We start from the raw sequence: 18355 nt of genomic DNA, 5'->3' as shown, positions 1-18355 counted from the left end.
CTTCGTACAAAACTGCTTCGAAAGCATCCGTCTGGTTTTGTAAGTATCTGCTTTAAGTATAAATTGATAATAATGGCTCGTGGTCCGTAAACATATAGAGCTGGGCAGGGCGCTGGGAGTATTGGTTGGAGCTGAGCGGATTGCCTGCTTCATCGCTCACTTCTTTTAATATACCCTGCCGGCTGCGGGTTGACGTAATTTTGCGGATAAAGTTCGGTTCCTTAAATTCCGGCACTACGGTCTGAATGACCTGATATAACTCGCTCAGCGTAAAATGCCGCGGTAAAAACTGTCTGGCTATCGTCGTCTGCAGCATTTGCTGCTGAATCCGCAGATAGGCGTCGTTAATAATATCACGGTGGTCAAAAGCCAGCTCCAGCTCTTCAAGCGCTTCCTGCAGCGTAAACAGCCCTACCTCACCCGCGTCATCGGAGGCTTGTCTCTGCTCCAGCATCCACTCCTCCACAAGTGCGAAAAAGGCGTGGCTGATAATCCAGCCGCGCGGATCCCGGCCCGGTGTACTGTAGACACCAAGGTATTCCAAATGTCCGCCGTCCACACCGGTTTCTTCCTTCAGTTCACGTGTGGCTGCATCATATATAGATTCATCTTCCTGGCAGAAGCCACCCGGCAAGGCCCACATGCCCTCGCAAGGCCATTTCTTCCGACGGATCAGCATGACTTTCAGTTCGCGCAGCGGAAGCGTCTTCGTGACCGTCTTCCGTTCCCGTTTGGTCAGGGTAAACATGACAATATCGGCCGGAACTCCGTCCGGTGTACGGTACTTTTTGGCGTTATAGTTTTGTTCCGCGTTCTCGCTCACTCTAGATCATCCTTTGCTGCAGCTTTAATTTAACTGTTCGTATCTTTTAATGTACCAAACCTGAACTTCTAAAATCAATTAATTATGATGTCCTACCTGAAAAAAGGGACGGATCTGCATCCGCCCCCCGAAATTTATTTAATCACCGCATGTGGACGGAGGCGCTTCAGTGCCGGCTTCCACATTGATTTTTTCCGATACGGTGTCTCGGATTACAGAAATAACGAGCTGCAGCAGATAGTTAATATCGCTCTGGCTCTGCTGAAATTCGTTCACGACCGGTATGCCGTCAATTTCATCCTGCAGCACTTCAATTTCACGCTCAATCTTGGCCACCATCTCTTTATTCTTGAAGCTCTCAAAGGCCACAATCTCCTTCTGCTTCTTCTTGATCGTGGCGATCAGTCCCTGCACCCGTTCATGATTCAGAATCTTTTGCTCGGCCTGCTGGAAATGCTGCACCTCTTCACTTGTCGAAATGAGTGAAGCGAGCTCCTTGGCTTTGCCCATAATATCCTCGCGCACGATCAGATCGCGGGTATTGTAGGTCGGCATGCCGTATTCGTTCAAACGCGGTTCTTCCTGGCTCACTGACATCGCTCCATTCCTCTATAATTAGAGGACAGCCGCGGCTTCCGCCACGCAATCCCCTTTAATGTACCATGTTTTCGTATCGGTAATTCTGACTTGCACCAAACTGCCGATGAGATCCTTCGAACCTTCAAAATGCACCAGTTTGTTGGCGCTGGAACGGCCTGAAAGCACTTGAGCGTTATTCTTGCTCTCCCCTTCCACCAGCACCTCGACCAGTTCGCCCAGCATCCGGTCATTGCTGATCCGGCTCTGCTCTTTAATGAGGTCATTCAGCCGCTGCAGGCGCTCGCTCTTCACCTCGGCGGGTACATTATCCTCCATCGCGGCCGCAGGCGTACCCTCGCGCGGTGAATAAATGAAGGTATAAGCCATATCATATCCTACTTCACGCACCAGCGACAGTGTTTCTTCGAATTGGTCCTCGGTTTCACCGGGGAATCCCACGATGATATCCGTCGTCAGCACGGCAGCCGGCACACTGGCCTTAATCTTGCGGACAAGCTCCAGGTAAGCCTCGCGTGTGTATTTACGGCTCATTTTCTTCAGAACAGCAGTACTTCCGGACTGTACCGGCAGATGAATATGCTCTGCGAGATTTCCGCCTTTTCCCAGTACTTCAATCAATCTATCGTCAAAATCGCGGGGATGCGAAGTCATGAAGCGGATGCGCGGAATGTCGATCTTGCGCATATCGTCCATGAGGTCCCCGAATGTATAATCCAAATCCGTAAAATCCTTGCCGTATGCATTCACATTCTGCCCCAGCAGAGTTACTTCCTTAAAGCCCTGACGGGCCAGGTCCCGAACCTCGGCGATGACATCCTCCGGACGGCGGCTGCGCTCCTTGCCCCGCGTAAACGGTACGATGCAGTAGGTACAGAACTTATCACAGCCGTACATGATATTCACCCAGGCACGCATCCCCTCCCGTTTCTTCGGCAGGTTCTCGATGATGTCGCCTTCCTTGGACCAGACTTCCACTACAAGCTCCTTGCTATAAACCGCTTCCTTAACAAGCTGCGGCAGCCGGTGGATATTGTGCGTGCCAAAGATCATGTCAACGAAGCCGTATTTGGACATGATGCGGTTAACCACGCCTTCCTCCTGTGACATGCAGCCACAGACCCCAAGCAGCAGACCCGGCTTCTCGAGCTTCAGCGTCTTGAGATGGCCCAGCTCCCCGAACACCTTATCTTCGGCATTCTCGCGGATCGCACAAGTATTCAGCAGAATAATATCAGCCTCATTGCGGTCTTCGGCAGCGAGATAACCCATTTGCTCCAGCATACCTTTCATCGTTTCCGTATCATGCTCGTTCATCTGGCAGCCGTAGGTGGCGATGAAATAATAATGCTGTTTGTGGCGGTTTATCTCCCGGAACTGCTCCATGGCCTGATTTGTATCGGTATCTTCAAAGTTGATAACTTCTATTTCCTGCTTGCCCCTGCGCTTGCCCTCTTTGTAGTCCGGGTTGGAATTGATCTGTACGGTACGTCCTTTGATTCTATACGTAGTTTTGCCTTCTTCTTCACTGATGACTTTGGCATCAGAAAAATCAAAATACTTCGAGTAATCTTTCGAACCACCCTTGCCGAATTTTAAGTCCGGTGAGTTATTCCCCATTGTCATTATTCCACGTCCTTTATATTGAAGCTTTGTAAAATAAACTCTAGAATTTTATTCTTGCTAATAAAAAATTATAGCATAAGGATAAAATGCAATCCAAGTTTTACAATTTTAAAAGGCAATCTGGTAGAATAAATTAAATCCCCTGATACAATTAGAATTCTACATACTAATAAACCCTCCTACTTTAATAAGTGAGCATTTTGCATAATTCATATTTCGATTGAGAGTCCATGGTTAGGCCACAGCGAAATCTCAGTGTTGTGAGAGCGGAGCGATAAATGGACAGACGGGCAGAATTTCAATGAATTTGAAATTTCAAGCGGCGTTTTGGACTCGTTGCTTGACGATGGCAAGTGCAGAGGCAAGTAACACAATCGCATTCAAATATTGGTGTGTTGTCACTTTTTGAATCCCCCAGACGTGAAGCTGGTCTGCAGTTAAATAGGTCTTCATTCGAGAGTTGCAGCGTTCTACACTGGTTCGTTTATTGTAAAGTTCCTTCCAGCCTCGGCTTTCCCGATGCGGCAACGCGTAACGCCGGAGATCCGTTTGACTGTTGATTTTAACCACCATTCCATAATTGGACGACGAACAAGTGACCATACCCAAAGGACAATCCACTTGACCTGTCGCATGTGGACAACGAAATTTCAAATGTACCTTTTCCTGTCCCCAATACGTCATAGGAAATCCCATCGAACAACAAGGCGTGCCTTTGCGGGTGATCCCCGCTGGCGGTTCCTTTTCATTTCGTGGATTCAGCGGAATAATGGCTTGCGCCTTGACGTTCCGGGCCGCCTCGTAGTTTTTCATTTGGTCGTAGCCCGCATCCAGCATGAAGAATTTCACTTTGGATTTTGCAGCGACAATCGTCATGAGTGCAGGCCCTTCGTCTCCGTCGTTCACATGGGCAGGAGTCACCTGGAGCACCATAGGAAGTTCACTCTTGGCATCGACGGCCAGATGCAGCTTATAGCCAAACCACTTGACTTTGTTGCCGAAGGTGTCGAACTTTGCACCCCAGTTGGCATGGCCAGTGAGCTCGCTTTTTCGCTTGGGTTCTTTTTTCTCGTAGGCGTGAATGGCTGCGCTGTCGATGGCGACATGAGTGCCGTCGATGATTCCAGCTTCTTGGCACTGAGCCACAAGATCCTCAAACAACTGCTTGGCAAGGCTTTTGCGAGTCAACTCGGCAAAAACCCGGCTTAACGTGGAAATTGAAGGGGCGGGGATGTCCAGCCGAAGTCCACATTGGTAACGGAAACGAAGGTCAAACTCCAGTCTGCGCGCTAGGCCGGTGAACGTATCGATGTTCTCTAAGGGAGCCGCGAGTAATGCGCGAAGAATGCCTTGACGGCAGTGCCCGTCCGCTCCTCGGGGTGAAGGATTTCTCAATTGTCTCGCGTAAGGTCGCAGGTCCAGTGCGCTGAAAAAGATGGGCAATCGCTCTTTTGATTCGATTTTTTGAAGCTCCTCAAAGGAAAATAGACTTTCTTGGAGAATATACAAAGGGGACTTCCTCCTCTTGAGTGTTTTGGTGTCGTTACCAAAAAACTTCTCCAAGTTGGGGTGAAGTCCTTTTTTATGCTCAAAATCTCTTTGTGTACCAAGGGCTTAGATTAATGCAAAATGCTCAAGTAAGAAGGTTCGTCTAAAATTATTATTTTGTACATTTATTATCTGCGGATATACATCCGTAAATAGACCAAATCGAACTTGGAATCCTTGACGCAAATACAGTAAAACATCTTCATAGCTGCACATCATCTCCCCTGAAAAGTATTGCTTGTTCCAAGTTTAGCAAAGCACCGCTACACATACGTTACACATTTCTACAAAAAACCACATATTACGATAAAATATTATATATTTTTCAGATATAATCATTATATAACGCAACGTAGAGGGGTACAGTAATGGCTTATATTTCAAGGGATGACATTGATGTCCATTATGAATACGAGACGGCAAAAAACACCAGTGACCGCACAGAAACCTTGGTACTTATCCATGGTCTGGGTTTTGATCTGAGAAGCTGGGACTTTATGGTTCCATATATGACTGATAACTACCATATTGTAAGATATGATCTCCGGGGTCATGGATTAAGCGGAAGCTCCAAGACTACCCTTGATAAACTGGCCGCATTATTTGTCGAAAATTTGCGAATGCTGCTGGATGATCTCCAGATTCAAACCTTCCATATCATCGCCCATGGGGCAGGAAGCATTATCGCCCTGTATTTTGCCAAAGCGTATCCGGACCGAGTAAGAAGCACTGTTCTTTTGTCGCTTCCCTTGTTCAATTCGTCGGGGACAGCCAATAAATATAAGGATTACCGCAAAAAGCTGATGACTTATCAATCCATGCTGGCGCTTGCTGACCACGTCATTCCTAACGCGACCCTTTATCCGCGCCATAGCGCTGAAACGGACGCGCTGTACAGCGCTTTTGCCAAAGTCACCTTTGACGTTTATCTGGAACTGCTGGATTTCTTTGCTTATGCACATAACGAGATTATGGATCTATTCAAACAGCATACTCATCCGACATTAATGTTGACTGGGGAACAGGACCCGATGTATCCGCCCTATCTGTCCAGCCTGATTGCATCCGCCAATCCGAATTGCCGGTTTATGACCTTATACAATGCATCCAACATGGTTTTTTATGATCAGCCGGAGGAAACCTTTAAACAGATTGAAGTCTTTCTGAAGAGTAAGTGGATAAACAGGGCTCCTTTGGACCCTTTGCTGTTGAATTTGCATTCCGAATTTCTGGACATGGTTAACAATAATCCGGCCGATAACGCCCCATCCGTACAATTGAAGATCAGTTTACTCAACAGGTTTACGGTTGCCGTAGATGATATACCGATTATTAGCGGCTGGGGAAGGAGAAGCGCCAAGGATTTGCTGATTTATTTGCTGCTGAATCCCGTCGTCACCAGAGACCGGCTCTGTGAAGAATTATGGCGGGATATGGATCTTGTCAAAGCCAGAGGTCAGCTTCGGGTATGCCTCACCCATCTGAAGCAGCTGCTGAACAATGAGGTCACGAAGCTGATCTACAGCGATAAACAGCAAATTTCACTGCAGACTGCTGTGGACTCCGATGTGCTGACTCTGCTGGCGGAGATTAACCGGGCTAATGAAGAAACTAATCCTGAACTGAAGGAACCACTGATTCATTCTGTTTTTGCGCAAATCCAGCCTGACCTATTCAGAAATCTAAACCAGGAATGGAACCTGCACCTGAGAACCAAAATGGAGATTCAACTGGTTACACTTGCCCATCAGCAATCAGATTATCTCGCGTCTCAAGGCAAGTTCACTGCGGCTATAGCGTTTTTAAAATATGTACTTTTATTTAATGCGGAAGAGTTCGATGCCTACGAGCAAATTGCTAACCTGTATGAACAAAATCAGCAAAAGCATGAAGCGAAGAAATGGCGGCTCAAGGCGGAACAACTGCAGCACACCAAAAGTATGTAAATTGTTAAATCATCATTGCTTCGTCAAATAGACACAGGCATTGTTGCCTCCGTATCCATGACTTGTAATCAGCACTTCGGATGTGGCTTTCGGGAGAGTCTTTGTGATTAATGGAAGATGCTCATAGCCATGTTGATCTGTCCGGATGGTTCCGGGAATAAAATGATGCTGAAAGCCGAGCAAGGAGGCAATAATCTGTGCCAGGCCGCTGACGCTGAACGGATGGCCGATCAGCCCTTTGATCGAGGTCAGCGGTACTTCATGCTGAAAGATATCCCTGGAGACTATATCCTCGATTCTGTCATTAGCGTCGTAACCCAAGGCCTGGCTGTTAAAATAGTCAGGTCTTCTGTTGCCCAGCACATCATTTACCGCCTGCTTCATATTCCTTCCGGTTTTGTCCTGGCCATTCACCGATTCAGCATCATTATTCGTAGACACGGCGTCTACATAGCCATAAATAGTTGCATTGCGGCTAAGCGCATGTTCTTCGGTTTCCAGAATCAGGCTGGCAGCCCCCTCCGACAGTATAAAGCCTTTGCTTTTTTTGTTGAACGGCGAGCCAGAGTTCCAGATTTCTTGATTGAATGGCAGCGCTCTTATTTTTCCGAACCCGTACACCGTCACTTTATTGTTGCTGCTGTCCGCTGCACCTACAATCGCGGTGTTTATCTTCCCACTTTGCAGGTACAGCATGGCGTCTTCCAGCGCTTCAAGTCCGGCAGTGCAGCCGGTCGTTACCGTCTTCGAGATTCCTGTCAGATGAAAAAAGCTGGAGATGGAGGAAGCCAGACTGTGATAATGCACCAACCCGCAGCAGTAAACAGGCATTTCTCTGAACTTGCCGGCAGATGCGTAATGGACCATATCCTCCAGCGGAGTTGTACCGCCCATGGTGGTCCCAAAGAACACCCCCGTCTTATTCCCAGGGTCCGTCAGATCTAGTCCAGCCATCGCTAGTGCTTCGGCGCTTGTACTAATGGCCAGCTTGGAGATTCTCGGCAGAACCCGGTACTGCTTATCCTCCAGCGTCCCCAAATCCCCAAGAACTTCACCGACCCATAAAGGCTCCTGATTCGGTGTAATATCATTTCTGGCCGTGAAATCATACTCGCCGCTGATCAGATGATCCAACAAATCGTTGTTGTTCTCTCCGTTAGGAACCTTCACGCCAAAACCGGTAATTGCTATTCGCTTATTCATCGTTCCCCACCCTTTTCCTGATAATTAATGAAAAAAAACAAAGAGGACTTCTCCCACCTGCGCGTTTTGGATGCTCCGTCCAAAACTCTCCCATGCGGTTGAAGCCCTCTCTGCTCATGATTGCCTTCCTCCTAAAGTTAACCGGCTGCCGTTCAGTTCAGTGTCTTTGTGGACTCGGACGTAAACGGAATGATCTCATCCATTCTGCCGCTTTGCACTTTGGCCGGCCACTGTGGATCACTGATCAGCGCTCTGCCGACCGCCACCAGATCAAATTCCGCTTGTTCCAGCTTCTCCAGCAGGCGTTCGATGTTATCTTCCTCATTCTTCTCCTTCACCGCACTGGTGAACTCGCTGTTGAGACCCACAGAACCTACCGTGATGGTTGGTTTGCCGGTGATTTTCTTCGTCCAGCCGGCCAGATTCAGCTCGGAGCCTTCGAACTCCGGCAGCCAGAAGCGGCGTGTGGAGCAGTGGAAGATATCGACTCCGGCATTGCTGAGCGGTGTCAGGAAACGGGACAGCTCTTCCGGTGTTTGGGCAAGCTTAGCAGAATAATCCCCGCTCTTCCATTGCGAGAAGCGCAGCACAATCGGGAAATCAGGTCCAACCGCACGGCGGCAGGCATCAATAACCTCGACAGCAAAGGTAGTCCGCGCTTCAAGGTCACCACCATATTGATCGGTGCGCTGATTGGTCTTCTCCCAGAAGAACTGGTCGATCAGATAACCATGTGCCCCATGCAGCTCAATGCCGTCAAAACCGATCCGCTTGGCGTCTACGGCCGCCTGGGCAAAAGCAGCGATGATACCGTCGATCTCCTGCTGCGTCATCGGCTCTGTAATCTGCTGGCCGGCCAAATTCAGCCCGGATGGACCGATCGGCAGTGCTTCGGCATTCGGCAGCTCGCCAATGTTGCGGGCCATGCCGACATGCCAGAGCTGCGGAATGATTTTGCCGCCGGCGGCGTGAACTTCTTCCACAACCTTAGCCCAGCCTGCCAAAGCAGCTTCCCCGTGAATATTCGGGATGTTCGGATGACTGACAGCTGACGGATGGTTGATCGCTGTGCCTTCGGTTACAATCAGGCCCACTCCACCCTCTGCCCGTTTGCGGTAATACTCGGCAACTGCTTCAGTTGCTACCCCGTTCGGTGAATATGCCCGGGTCATTGGCGCCATTACGATCCGGTTTTGAAGTGAAAGCGTTCCAACCTGAAAAGGTGTAAACAATTTATCAGTATTCATATACTACCTCCATTTAATAATATAATTACTTTAAGTAAGGATATTATGACGCTAGTTGAAGGCAAATGCAAATTCTGGCATCAGATCTTCAGGACAGCCGCTGCTGCGCAAAAAACCGGACAAAGGCAGATAATCTGCCCATGTCCGGTTGCCTTTCGCTATGAAATGTATTTTATAACTCCAGGATGCCGGCTTTGGGTGTGACATGGAAAGCCGCCGCCAGATCCGCCAGCTGGCGGTCGGTAATTTTCTGTTTGATTTCTCTGCTACCGATCAGGTTATAGACAATCGCCGCTTTCTCAATCGTTTCCACCAGACCAAAGGTAGCATCCATCGTGCCCCCGGTCACAAAAATGCCATGCTGCGGCCAGATCACTACCCGGTATTCCTTCATTTTATCGGCTGTGGCGCGGCCGATTTCACTGCTGCCGGGAACGATCCAAGGAATAACACCTACGCCGTCTGGGAAAACCACCAGACATTCGGTGCACATTTCCCATAAGGTTTTGGTGAATTTCAGTTCATCCAGATCATGCGTGAAGGTCATGGCAATGACATTGGTAGCGTGGGTATGCAGTACGATCCGGTGGTTGGGGTCCACCTTCAGGCGCTCAATATGGCTCATGAAATGGGAAGCCAGCTCGCTCGTCGGCACGGCGTCGTTGCGCAGACCCCAGAGCACTTCTACACTCTCGCCGCTGTCCGTGACACGCAGCACACCGAGATTGGCTTCCGGGTCTTTGATCACATTCCGGAAATATTTGCCGGAGCCGGTGACGATGAAATATTTTCCAGCCAGCTCAGCGACCGGGAAGGTCAGGTTAATCGTCCGCAGCGGCTCCCGTACGTTAATGTATTTAGCAACCTCATCCTCTTCCAGCAAATAGCTAACGTTACCGCCGTTCAGCTCATCCCAGCCGAGCGACCACATGTGATGGGTAATCTCCGACATTTCCTGAATAAATGGCGCCTCGATGCCGGCAATGTATCCTTTGGACTTCATTACGGATGTACTCATATGTCTTCTCTCCTTTATATACACTGCTTAATGTAGTCACGTCTTGGTTAGCCGTTGCCTATCTTGCCGCCAGCACTTCCTGCTCGTAGCTCTTGACCTCAGCCAGCCATTGTTCACGGACCGGTGTATTCTGCGAAGCGCAGTAATAATCCCAAACCGCGCCAAATGGATAGGACTTAAATTCTTCGACAAGTGCGAGCCGGGAAGTGTAATCACCGGCCAGTTCAACAGCCTTCAGCTCCGCTACTGGTTCCAGCATCGCACGCAGCAAGGCTTTGATCGTGTTGCGTGTGCCGATAACCCATGCCGCAATATGATTGATACTGCCGTCGAAGAAATCCAGACCGATATTCGTGCGCGGCAGCAAATCTCCGCGGACCAGCTCCCGGGCAATCTCCAGCAGTTCATCATCCATGGTCACCACATGGTCACTGTCCCAGCGGACCGGTCTGCTGACATGCAGCAGCAGCTGCTCGCTGAACATCAGTATGGAGGACAGCTTATTGGAAATCACTTCAGTCGGATGGAAGTGACCGGCATCGAGGCAAATCGCTTTGCCCCGGGTCAGCCCGTAGCCCATATAAAATTCATGCGATCCGACCACATAGCTCTCCGAGCCGATGCCGAACAGCTTGCTCTCCACGGCATCAATATTATACTGTGGATCAATCTCTTCACTGAACACTTCATCCAGCGATTCTTTCAGCCGCATCCGCGGCGCCAGCCGGTCCACAGGGGTATCCTTATAACCGTCAGGCACCCAGAAGTTGGTGACGCAGGGTTGTCCCAGCTCACGCCCGAAATGCTCGGCGATCCGCCGGGAAGCCTTGCAATGTTTAATCCAGAAGCTGCGGATGGCTTCGTCTGCATGGCTCAAAGTGAACCCGTCTGCCGCATTCGGATGGGAGAAACAGGTCGGATTAAAATCAAGTCCAAGCCCCTGCTCCTTGGCCCAGTCTACCCACGATGCAAAGTGGCGCGGTTCCAGTTCGTCCAGATCCACCTTTTCGTCTGTATCAGCATAAATTGCATGCAGGTTGACCTTGTGCTTGCCCGGAATCAGCGATAAGGCCTTCTCCAAATCCTGACGCAGTTCCTCTGGTGTGCCGGCGCGGCCGGGATAACTTCCGGTTACGGCAATCCCGCCGCTAAGCTCCTTATCCTTAAACAGAAAACCTCTAACGTCATCTCCCTGCCAGCAGTGCAGTGAAACCTTGATCTGTGCCAGCTTCTCCAGTACTTCATCCACATTAATGCCATGAGCGGCGTACAGTTTCTTGGCTTCGTTATAGCTGTTCATGATGCTCTGATCCATGGCGCATCCTCCTAAAAGTTTTGTGAGCATCTGCTCCATCGGTTTACTTCGGGCAAAACCCGCTTCCAAAGCGGAGCTTATGCGCCTTCACTTGTAGCCGTTTCCGCTGCATTCAGCTCCTCCCAGCGGACCAGCAGCTCGCCAAGCTGCGGCATTGGCCGGGGTAGATAGGATTTGATTTCAAACGATTGCCCGATCAGTGTTCTGGCCTCGTGGATGTCCGCGACCTTGCCCGACTGAATCAGCTGCACCGCAATATTTCCCAGTGCGGTGGCTTCAGTGGGTCCTGCAAGGACCTCCTTGCCGATTACGTCTGCGGTCAGCTGGCACAGCAGCTCGTTGTTCGCTCCACCGCCGACGATTTGCAGCACTTCGATAGCTGTGCCAGTAAGCGCTTCGAGTTCTTCCAGATAGCTGCGATAGGATAACGCCAGACTGTCAAAGATGCAGCGTGCCAGTTCACCCGGCGACTGCGGAACAGGCTGGCCGCTCTCGGCACAGAATAGGCGGATTTCTTCTATCATGTTATCCGGATTCAAAAAACGCGGATCATTGCAGCCAATCAGGCTGCGGAACCCTTCAGCGGCAGCGGCCTGTTCAGCCAGCTCAGCAAAGCTGTAGCGGCTGCCGTCCAGCCTGCGCACCTCCTGGATCAGCCACAGTCCCATAATGTTTTTGAGGAACCGGTAGGTGCCATAAGCACCCCATTCATTGGTATAGTTAGCTTCCCTTGCACTCCGGTTATTAAGCGGCTGAGCCAGTTGAGCGCCAAGCAGCGACCAGGTGCCGCTGCTGATATATGCTGACGATCGCCCGCTTTGCGCCGGGATGCCAAGGACGGCGGAAGCCGTATCATGGGTTGCCACGCAAATGAGCCTGCATTCCGGCAGATCATACTGCTGCATCAGTGAATCACTGATGCTGCCTAGATCTTCACCGGGCTCGGTCAGCCCGGCGAACTGCGCTCTTTCAAGCTGAAGCAATGCAAGCAGCTCAGGATCGAAATCACGGCTTGCAAGATTGAGCAGCTGAGTGGTCGAAGCATTGGTGACCTCGTTGATCTTCCGGCCGCACAATCTATAGTAGAGATAATCGGGCACCAGCAAAATCTGATCCGCCTTAGCCAGCTCCTCACGGTCATGGACATACAGCTGATATAACGTATTAAATGTTAACTGCTGAATCCCCGTCTTGGCATAAACAGCTTCCGGAGAAATGAGCTTCGCCACCTCTTCCATGACCCCATCCGTTCTGCGGTCCCGGTAAGCATATACCTCCTGGATTCGGTTTCCCTCAGCATCCAGCAGGACGTAATCTACCGCCCAAGTGTCAATCCCGAGGGTGCATTTCGTCACACCCCCTGCTTTTGCTTTTTGCAGCCCGGTAAGGATCTGCTCCAGTAAATAATCCACATCCCAGAAGCAGGAATCGTCGCGCTCGGTGAATCCATTGCTGAAGCGGTGAATCTCCTCCAGGGTGAGACTCCCGTCCACGATGGTTCCGAGCACTAGCCGCCCGCTGGAGGCGCCGATATCGACGGCGATATGATAGTTCATAGGGAATCTCCTTATTAAAAGATGTTCTAGAGAATTTTGCGGAATAGGGCAATGACTTCTTCTTTGGTAGGAATGAATGGATTCCCTGGTGCACAGGCATCCTTCATCGCATTTTCAGCGAGCAGATCAAGATCAACTTCATCTACACCCAGCTCGGATAATTTGGCCGGTATGCCGACTTCCTTGGACAGTGCCTTAATTGATTCGATTACGAAATCGGCGCATTCCTTATCGCTTTTGCCGTTCACCTGCAGGCCGATCGCCTTGGCGATACTTCTGAATTTCTCCGGTACATATTTGGCGTTTTCTTCTTCTACATATGGCAGCAGCATCGCATTGCACACCCCATGCGGCAAATCATATACCCCGCCAAGCTGATGCGCCATGGCATGCACATATCCGAGTCCGGCATTGTTGAAAGCCAAGCCACCAAGGAAAATTGCGTAAACCATCTGCTCACGCGCTTCAATATCATGGCCGTCTTTCACCGTGCGGGCCAGATTGGCAAATATAAGCTCCACCGCAGCTAATGCCGTTGCATCGGTGACCGGATAAGCTCCTGGCGTCACTAATGCTTCAATGGCATGAGTCAGGGCATCCATTCCTGTTGCCGCAGTAAGCGCGGCCGGCTTGTCGACCATCAGCTCAGGGTCATTCACCGAGATGGTGGCAATGCTGTTCTTATCCACCATGACCATCTTCACCTTGCGTTCCTCATCCGTAATGACATAGTTGATCGTCACTTCGCTTGAAGTTCCGGCGGTAGTGTTCACCGCAATAATAGGCAGCGATTTATGCTGTGACTTGTGTACGCCTTCGTACTCTGCGATATGTCCGCCATTGGTAGCGACGATACCGATGGCTTTGGCTGTATCCTGAGGCGAACCACCGCCGATGGACACCAGATAGTCGCATTCATGCTGCTTCAGAAAATCAACACCGTCGTGGACATTTTTACAGGTCGGGTTAGGTTTGACTTCATCATATACGACATAATTAATTCCCGCTTCATCCAGAACAGCCAGCAGCTTACCGGCGATTCCGCTTTTGACCAGAAACTTATCGGTGACCACAAGCGCTTTCTGCAAATTCAGCTCTTGAATGTATGGCCCGATTTCCTTCAGACAGCCTTTTCCCATAATGTTGATAGAAGGAACATAATAAACATGAGTACTCATTGATTGACCAGCCTCCCAGGCAATTTATATACAGCGTTTACAAGTTAACACTCTTTCCTCTGCAAGCTTGGTTTCATTCGGCTGTGGCACTTCAGGCTGGTCTCTGAAGATTCGCAGCGGACCGGCTCTGGCGCTCCTCTAAGAGGCATGCGCTTTCAAAGGAATAATGATATCCTCATCGTATCGCCTTGAATCTTTGTTGTCAACATTTAAAATAATAATTATGTTGTTTTTATTTGTTTAATGTCTGTTTCGCGAAGGTTATAATAGAATTAATGTTGTTTCTCCTTAGTTTATTGCAAAACACAGATCGTTAGGTCTATATTTATAAAATAGTTCTATATAGATTGAACTTGAGAAAATACACTTAGGGAAAAGTGGCGGAGGAGAATTTTGGAACTGTAGGAGCGATAGCGTCCGCCTTTAGGTTTGGATTTCTACCGCGCGGTTTATGTCAGGAAATCCAAACCTAACAGCGGCTGGAAGTCCAAACATTCTCTGGAGTCACGGCCAACCCCAAAATAGAAAATCACAAGTTCAATCTATATAACTCCGGAAAGGTGATTATGATGCTCGCAGCTGAAAGACGCAAAAAAATAATAGATTTGGTGCATCAGGATAAAAGAGTTCTGGTCTCTGATTTAAGCCGCATGTTTGAAGTAACGGAAGAAACGATCCGCAGGGATCTGGAGAAGCTGGAAAAGGACGGCATTTTAAGCCGCACTTACGGGGGGGCTATGCTGAACAGGCATACTAATGAGGATCTGCCGTTTGTCACCCGGGGTGCCATCAATACTGATATCAAACGCAACATCGCGCTTAAGGCGCTTGAGCTGATTAATGACGGTGATACGTTGATGGTCGATCCCAGCTCGACTTCCTTTGAATTTCTCAAGCTGCTGGGCAACAAAAACAATCTGACGGTCATTACGAATTCCATCAATATTTTGCATGAGTTCGCCAGCTCCGGTATGAATATCATTTCCTCCGGCGGATCCTTGCGCCACCGTTCACTCTCTCTTGTGGGTCCTGTCGCCCATGACACGATCCAGCGGTACAACGTAGATACTGCCGTGATCAGCTGCAAGGGTATTGATATGGAACGCGGTATCACCGATTCCAACGAACCGGAGTGCGAGCTTAAGAAATACATGCTGCGCCAGGCCGAAAAGGTTGTGCTGCTCGCCGACCATACCAAATTCGACAAGACCGCCTTTACACAGCTGGTCCAGCTTAACCGAATCGACGTGCTGATCACAGACCGCAAACCGTCAGAAGCCTGGCTCAAGCGGCTCGCGAAGGAGAATGTTGAGGTGCTGTACTAAACTCTGCGGGAAAGCCTGGCCGCCCAGAAGATAGTTGTGGCAACAGGAAACGTATGAAAGCAATGGAAGGACAACCCAGGGCAATACGAGGATATTACTGGGGCAATAACAGGGCAGCAATAGGAGTGTTCTATAAAATAAGAGCAGCACTTCCATCCTTTAAGGATGAGAAAGGCTGCTCTTATTGGGATAGTTCATGCTTAGAGTCGGTAGTCTGTACACGGTAGGGTTTAGACACGACAGAGCGGAGCTTCATTTGCCGCATGTACACACTCACGGTGCGTTCAGTAACGGTATAGCCCTCTTGGTGCAGCAGACGGGTGATCTTCGGACTTCCATAACGCTTTTTATGCTCGGCAAAATGATACTGGATTCGCTCCATGATCGCTGCTTTGCGGAGTTTCTGTGTGCTGGTTTCTCCCGTCCGCCACTTGTAGTAACCGCTCCTTGAAACGTGTAGGGTGTCGCACATCTTCTCCAAGCGAAACTCGGAGCGATGGTCCTCCATAAACTGGAATCTTAGTTCCTTGGTTTGCTGAAGATGTGCACAGCTTTTTTTACAAACGCCAGTTCTTCTTCTGTATCGGCAAGTTTGAGTTCTTTCTCCTGGAGCTGACGGGTCGCCTCTTTCAACTGTGCTTCGAGTTCCCGTACCCGGTCCATACTCGCCGCCGGTTCATTCTTTAGCTCCCGATATTGACCCATCCACTGATGCAGCGTACTTTTCGGGATGTTAAGCTCTTCCGCTAAGTCACCTAAGGTCTTCGTCTGTTCTTGAATGAACTTCACGGTTTGCTTCTTAAACTCTTCGTTATACCGTTGTCTTTGTTCTCCCATGTGAACACACCTCCGTTGCTATCATTATCAGTCCGTCCGTTAACGGGTGTCCACTATTTATTCTAATTGCAGCGCAATATGTGCATGGCGGCGGTTCTATACAATGTGCATCGGACTCCAGTGACGTTATTTCGGAAAATACCCTGTTTCCGGTCACAAAGCGGACTCCAGAGATGTTATTTTTCATTCCCAGCGCCATTTCGCCGTTTTTTCCAGGAATAACGGCTATACGGTCCGTAAGAAAGACATTACGGCCTATTATTATAGAATAGCGGCTTTACGGTCCGTTAGCCGGTTGGGCAACGCAGAATGCTGTATCGTTTGAACTTAAACAATAGTCGCATGAGTCGCGTCAGTCGCATCAATTCACGTCAGTCACGTCGGTCACATCAGTCACACTTCTCTTCAGTCACATTAGTCACGTCAGTCACATCAATTCACGTCGATTGCATCATCTACGTCAGTCACATCAGACACGTCAGACACGTTGGTCGCATCATCCACGCCAGTCACGCCAGTCACGCCAGTCACGTCAATCGCATCAGTCGCGTCAGTCGCATCAATCCACGTCAGTCACAACAGACACACCATTCGCAGCATCCATAACGTTAGACAGCAGCCTCGCTTCACTATCTAATCTGCCTGATTACATTACCTCTCCCTTAGACAGCATGATGTTAAGAATTGTCGTATCCGTTGCGGCAAGGCCTTCCTGGACCAGCCTCTCCATGTTGCGGATCGTATCTTCCACCTCTTCAAAAATCACCCCATCCCTATCGGTGGGCGAAATATTGTTCATGGCCAGTGTAGCTGCCTGAATTGCTGCATTAGTAGCCGTGGAGATTTTCAGCGCGCAGGTGGATTTCGCACCGTCGCAGATCATGCCTGACAATGAGGCTATCGTATTCTGTATCCCGTGCTTAATCTGCTCCAGGCTCCCGCCCATCAGATAGATGATCCCGCTGTTGGCCCCTACTCCGCCTGCGATGCCCGATCCGCATAGCGGGGACAGACGCCCGATATAATGTTTGACATGGACGGTGATCAGGTTGCTGAGGGCCAGTGCCCGCGCCAGCGTCTCCTCATCTTTGTTCATGAGCCGGGCGAGCTCAATCACCGGCAGCGTACACGCTATGCCCTGATTCCCGCTGCCTGCCGTTGTCATCACCGGCATTGCACTGCCGTCCATCCGCGCATCGGAGGCTGCAGCTGTAGCAGCGATGACCTTGTTGGCCACATCATTGCCAAACAGATTGACCGCCGATTGCTGCAACATTTTTTTACCCACCTGCAGCCCGTAATCTCCCCGCAATCCCTCATCGGAGATGGCCTTGTTCATTACCGCACCTTCCAAAAGAAACTGAAGGCTGGAGAAATCGACAGTCCTGACGAACTCAAAAATTCCGTCCAGTGAAACCGCATAAACCTCAGGGTCCAATTCCTCGGATCTCTCACAATCCGCCTTGTCTTTTGGCAGATCAAGTGCGATCCCATCCTTGGCCAGAAAGATCACATGTGTATGCTCTTTGGCAATAATCGCTGTAGCTGTGTGGCTCTCACTGTGTACCCGCGCCTCAATATACAGTTTCTCGGGCGTGTTTTTCAGCTCCACTTCAAGCAGCTTCCGGTCAATGATCTCGTTGGCTTTACTAAGCTCTGCCTGGGACAGCCCTGACAATATCTCGAGCTTCTTATGGGAACGGTGAATCACCGCCCCCAAGGCAGCTGCAATGGGCAGACCGTTTTGTCCGGTACCCGGAATGCCTACACCCATAGCATTTTTAATAATATTTCCGCTAAGAAACAGCTGAATCGACGTGATTTCTTCCTGAACCAGCTCCGCTGCTAAGGAGACTGCATAAGCGACGGCGATCGGCTCCGTACATCCCTCCGCCGGAACTACTTCCTTTTTCAAAACATCCAATAAATTAACCATGTTCGATATCACCATTTCCTCTTGTTGTCGGAGCATTTCTTATATAGTACAGGAATATTGCCGAGAGATCGACCCTTCTTCTCTGGAAATTGTCCGGCTCATGCTATTTCTCTGGCGGGTTTAACCTGTTTGGCATTACAAAAAAAGCAGCAAGTCCCAATACCACGATGGTATTAAGTCTTGCTGCCTATTGTTATCCT

15 protein-coding genes are annotated in these 18355 nt (G+C 49.7%); 2 read left to right on the top strand and 13 right to left on the bottom strand.

What is annotated here, in order from left to right; translation table 11 throughout:
• Positions 1-52 precede the first annotated feature (52 nt).
• From NYE29_RS24680 to NYE29_RS24665, 4 genes are all read right to left on the bottom strand, one after another.
• Positions 53-823: an NUDIX domain-containing protein gene (locus NYE29_RS24680; RefSeq protein WP_038593164.1), complete on the bottom strand. Its 771-nt coding sequence runs from the start codon at positions 821-823 to the stop codon at positions 53-55.
• A 138-nt stretch (positions 824-961) separates the two neighbouring features.
• Entirely contained in the window at positions 962-1420 is a 459-nt protein-coding gene (locus tag NYE29_RS24675; RefSeq protein ID WP_439823154.1) for a RicAFT regulatory complex protein RicA family protein, read from the bottom strand.
• An 18-nt stretch (positions 1421-1438) separates the two neighbouring features.
• Positions 1439-3046, bottom strand: coding sequence for a tRNA (N6-isopentenyl adenosine(37)-C2)-methylthiotransferase MiaB (gene miaB, locus NYE29_RS24670; protein ID WP_340897881.1), 1608 nt, complete (start codon positions 3044-3046; stop codon positions 1439-1441).
• Between the two features lie 315 nt (positions 3047-3361).
• On the bottom strand, positions 3362-4555 hold the full coding sequence (locus NYE29_RS24665) for a transposase (RefSeq protein WP_076114670.1): 1194 nt from the start codon (positions 4553-4555) through the stop codon (positions 3362-3364).
• 407 nt (positions 4556-4962) lie between these two features.
• On the opposite strand from NYE29_RS24665, the gene NYE29_RS24660 reads away from it, so the two are divergent.
• Positions 4963-6540 carry an alpha/beta hydrolase gene (locus NYE29_RS24660; protein WP_076109453.1) on the top strand — a complete coding sequence of 526 codons (1578 nt, stop codon included), beginning with the start codon at positions 4963-4965 and terminating at the stop codon, positions 6538-6540.
• Between the two features lie 12 nt (positions 6541-6552).
• On the opposite strand, the gene NYE29_RS24655 is transcribed toward NYE29_RS24660, so the two are convergent.
• The 6 genes from NYE29_RS24655 to NYE29_RS24630 form a co-directional block, all read right to left on the bottom strand.
• Positions 6553-7743 (bottom strand): beta-ketoacyl-[acyl-carrier-protein] synthase family protein, encoded by a 1191-nt coding sequence (locus NYE29_RS24655; RefSeq protein ID WP_076109452.1) that lies wholly within the window; start codon positions 7741-7743, stop codon positions 6553-6555.
• A gap of 152 nt (positions 7744-7895) precedes the next feature.
• Positions 7896-8990: an NADH:flavin oxidoreductase gene (locus NYE29_RS24650; RefSeq protein WP_340897880.1), complete on the bottom strand. Its 1095-nt coding sequence runs from the start codon at positions 8988-8990 to the stop codon at positions 7896-7898.
• A gap of 172 nt (positions 8991-9162) precedes the next feature.
• Positions 9163-10008 carry a rhamnulose-1-phosphate aldolase gene (rhaD, locus tag NYE29_RS24645; RefSeq protein WP_340897879.1) on the bottom strand — a complete coding sequence of 282 codons (846 nt, stop codon included), beginning with the start codon at positions 10006-10008 and terminating at the stop codon, positions 9163-9165.
• Positions 10009-10066: 58 nt separating this feature from the next.
• Complete coding sequence (gene rhaA, locus NYE29_RS24640) at positions 10067-11323, bottom strand: L-rhamnose isomerase (protein ID WP_340897878.1); 1257 nt, start codon at positions 11321-11323, stop codon at positions 10067-10069.
• 77 nt (positions 11324-11400) lie between these two features.
• Positions 11401-12879: a rhamnulokinase gene (gene rhaB / locus NYE29_RS24635; protein WP_340897877.1), complete on the bottom strand. Its 1479-nt coding sequence runs from the start codon at positions 12877-12879 to the stop codon at positions 11401-11403.
• Between the two features lie 26 nt (positions 12880-12905).
• Entirely contained in the window at positions 12906-14057 is a 1152-nt protein-coding gene (locus NYE29_RS24630; RefSeq protein WP_076109447.1) for an iron-containing alcohol dehydrogenase, read from the bottom strand.
• Positions 14058-14626: 569 nt separating this feature from the next.
• Here NYE29_RS24630 and NYE29_RS24625 point away from each other — a divergent pair.
• Positions 14627-15382 (top strand): DeoR/GlpR family DNA-binding transcription regulator, encoded by a 756-nt coding sequence (locus tag NYE29_RS24625; RefSeq protein WP_076109577.1) that lies wholly within the window; start codon positions 14627-14629, stop codon positions 15380-15382.
• Between the two features lie 181 nt (positions 15383-15563).
• On the opposite strand, the gene NYE29_RS24620 is transcribed toward NYE29_RS24625, so the two are convergent.
• From NYE29_RS24620 to NYE29_RS24610, 3 genes are all read right to left on the bottom strand, one after another.
• Positions 15564-15854, bottom strand: coding sequence for an IS3 family transposase (locus NYE29_RS24620; protein ID WP_340899796.1), 291 nt, complete (start codon positions 15852-15854; stop codon positions 15564-15566).
• A 47-nt stretch (positions 15855-15901) separates the two neighbouring features.
• The gene (locus NYE29_RS24615) at positions 15902-16219 is read right to left on the bottom strand and encodes a transposase (protein ID WP_340897875.1); all 318 of its coding nucleotides are present in this window, start codon (positions 16217-16219) and stop codon (positions 15902-15904) included.
• A gap of 646 nt (positions 16220-16865) precedes the next feature.
• A complete protein-coding gene (locus tag NYE29_RS24610) occupies positions 16866-18134 on the bottom strand; it encodes an L-cysteine desulfidase family protein (RefSeq protein ID WP_340897874.1) in 1269 nt (422 codons plus the stop codon).
• Between the last annotated feature and the right edge of the window lie 221 nt (positions 18135-18355).

Source organism: Paenibacillus sp. FSL M7-1046 (assembly GCF_038007405.1).
Lineage (GTDB): Bacteria > Bacillota > Bacilli > Paenibacillales > Paenibacillaceae > Paenibacillus_AQ.
This window is presented reverse-complemented; position numbering and strand designations above follow the sequence as displayed.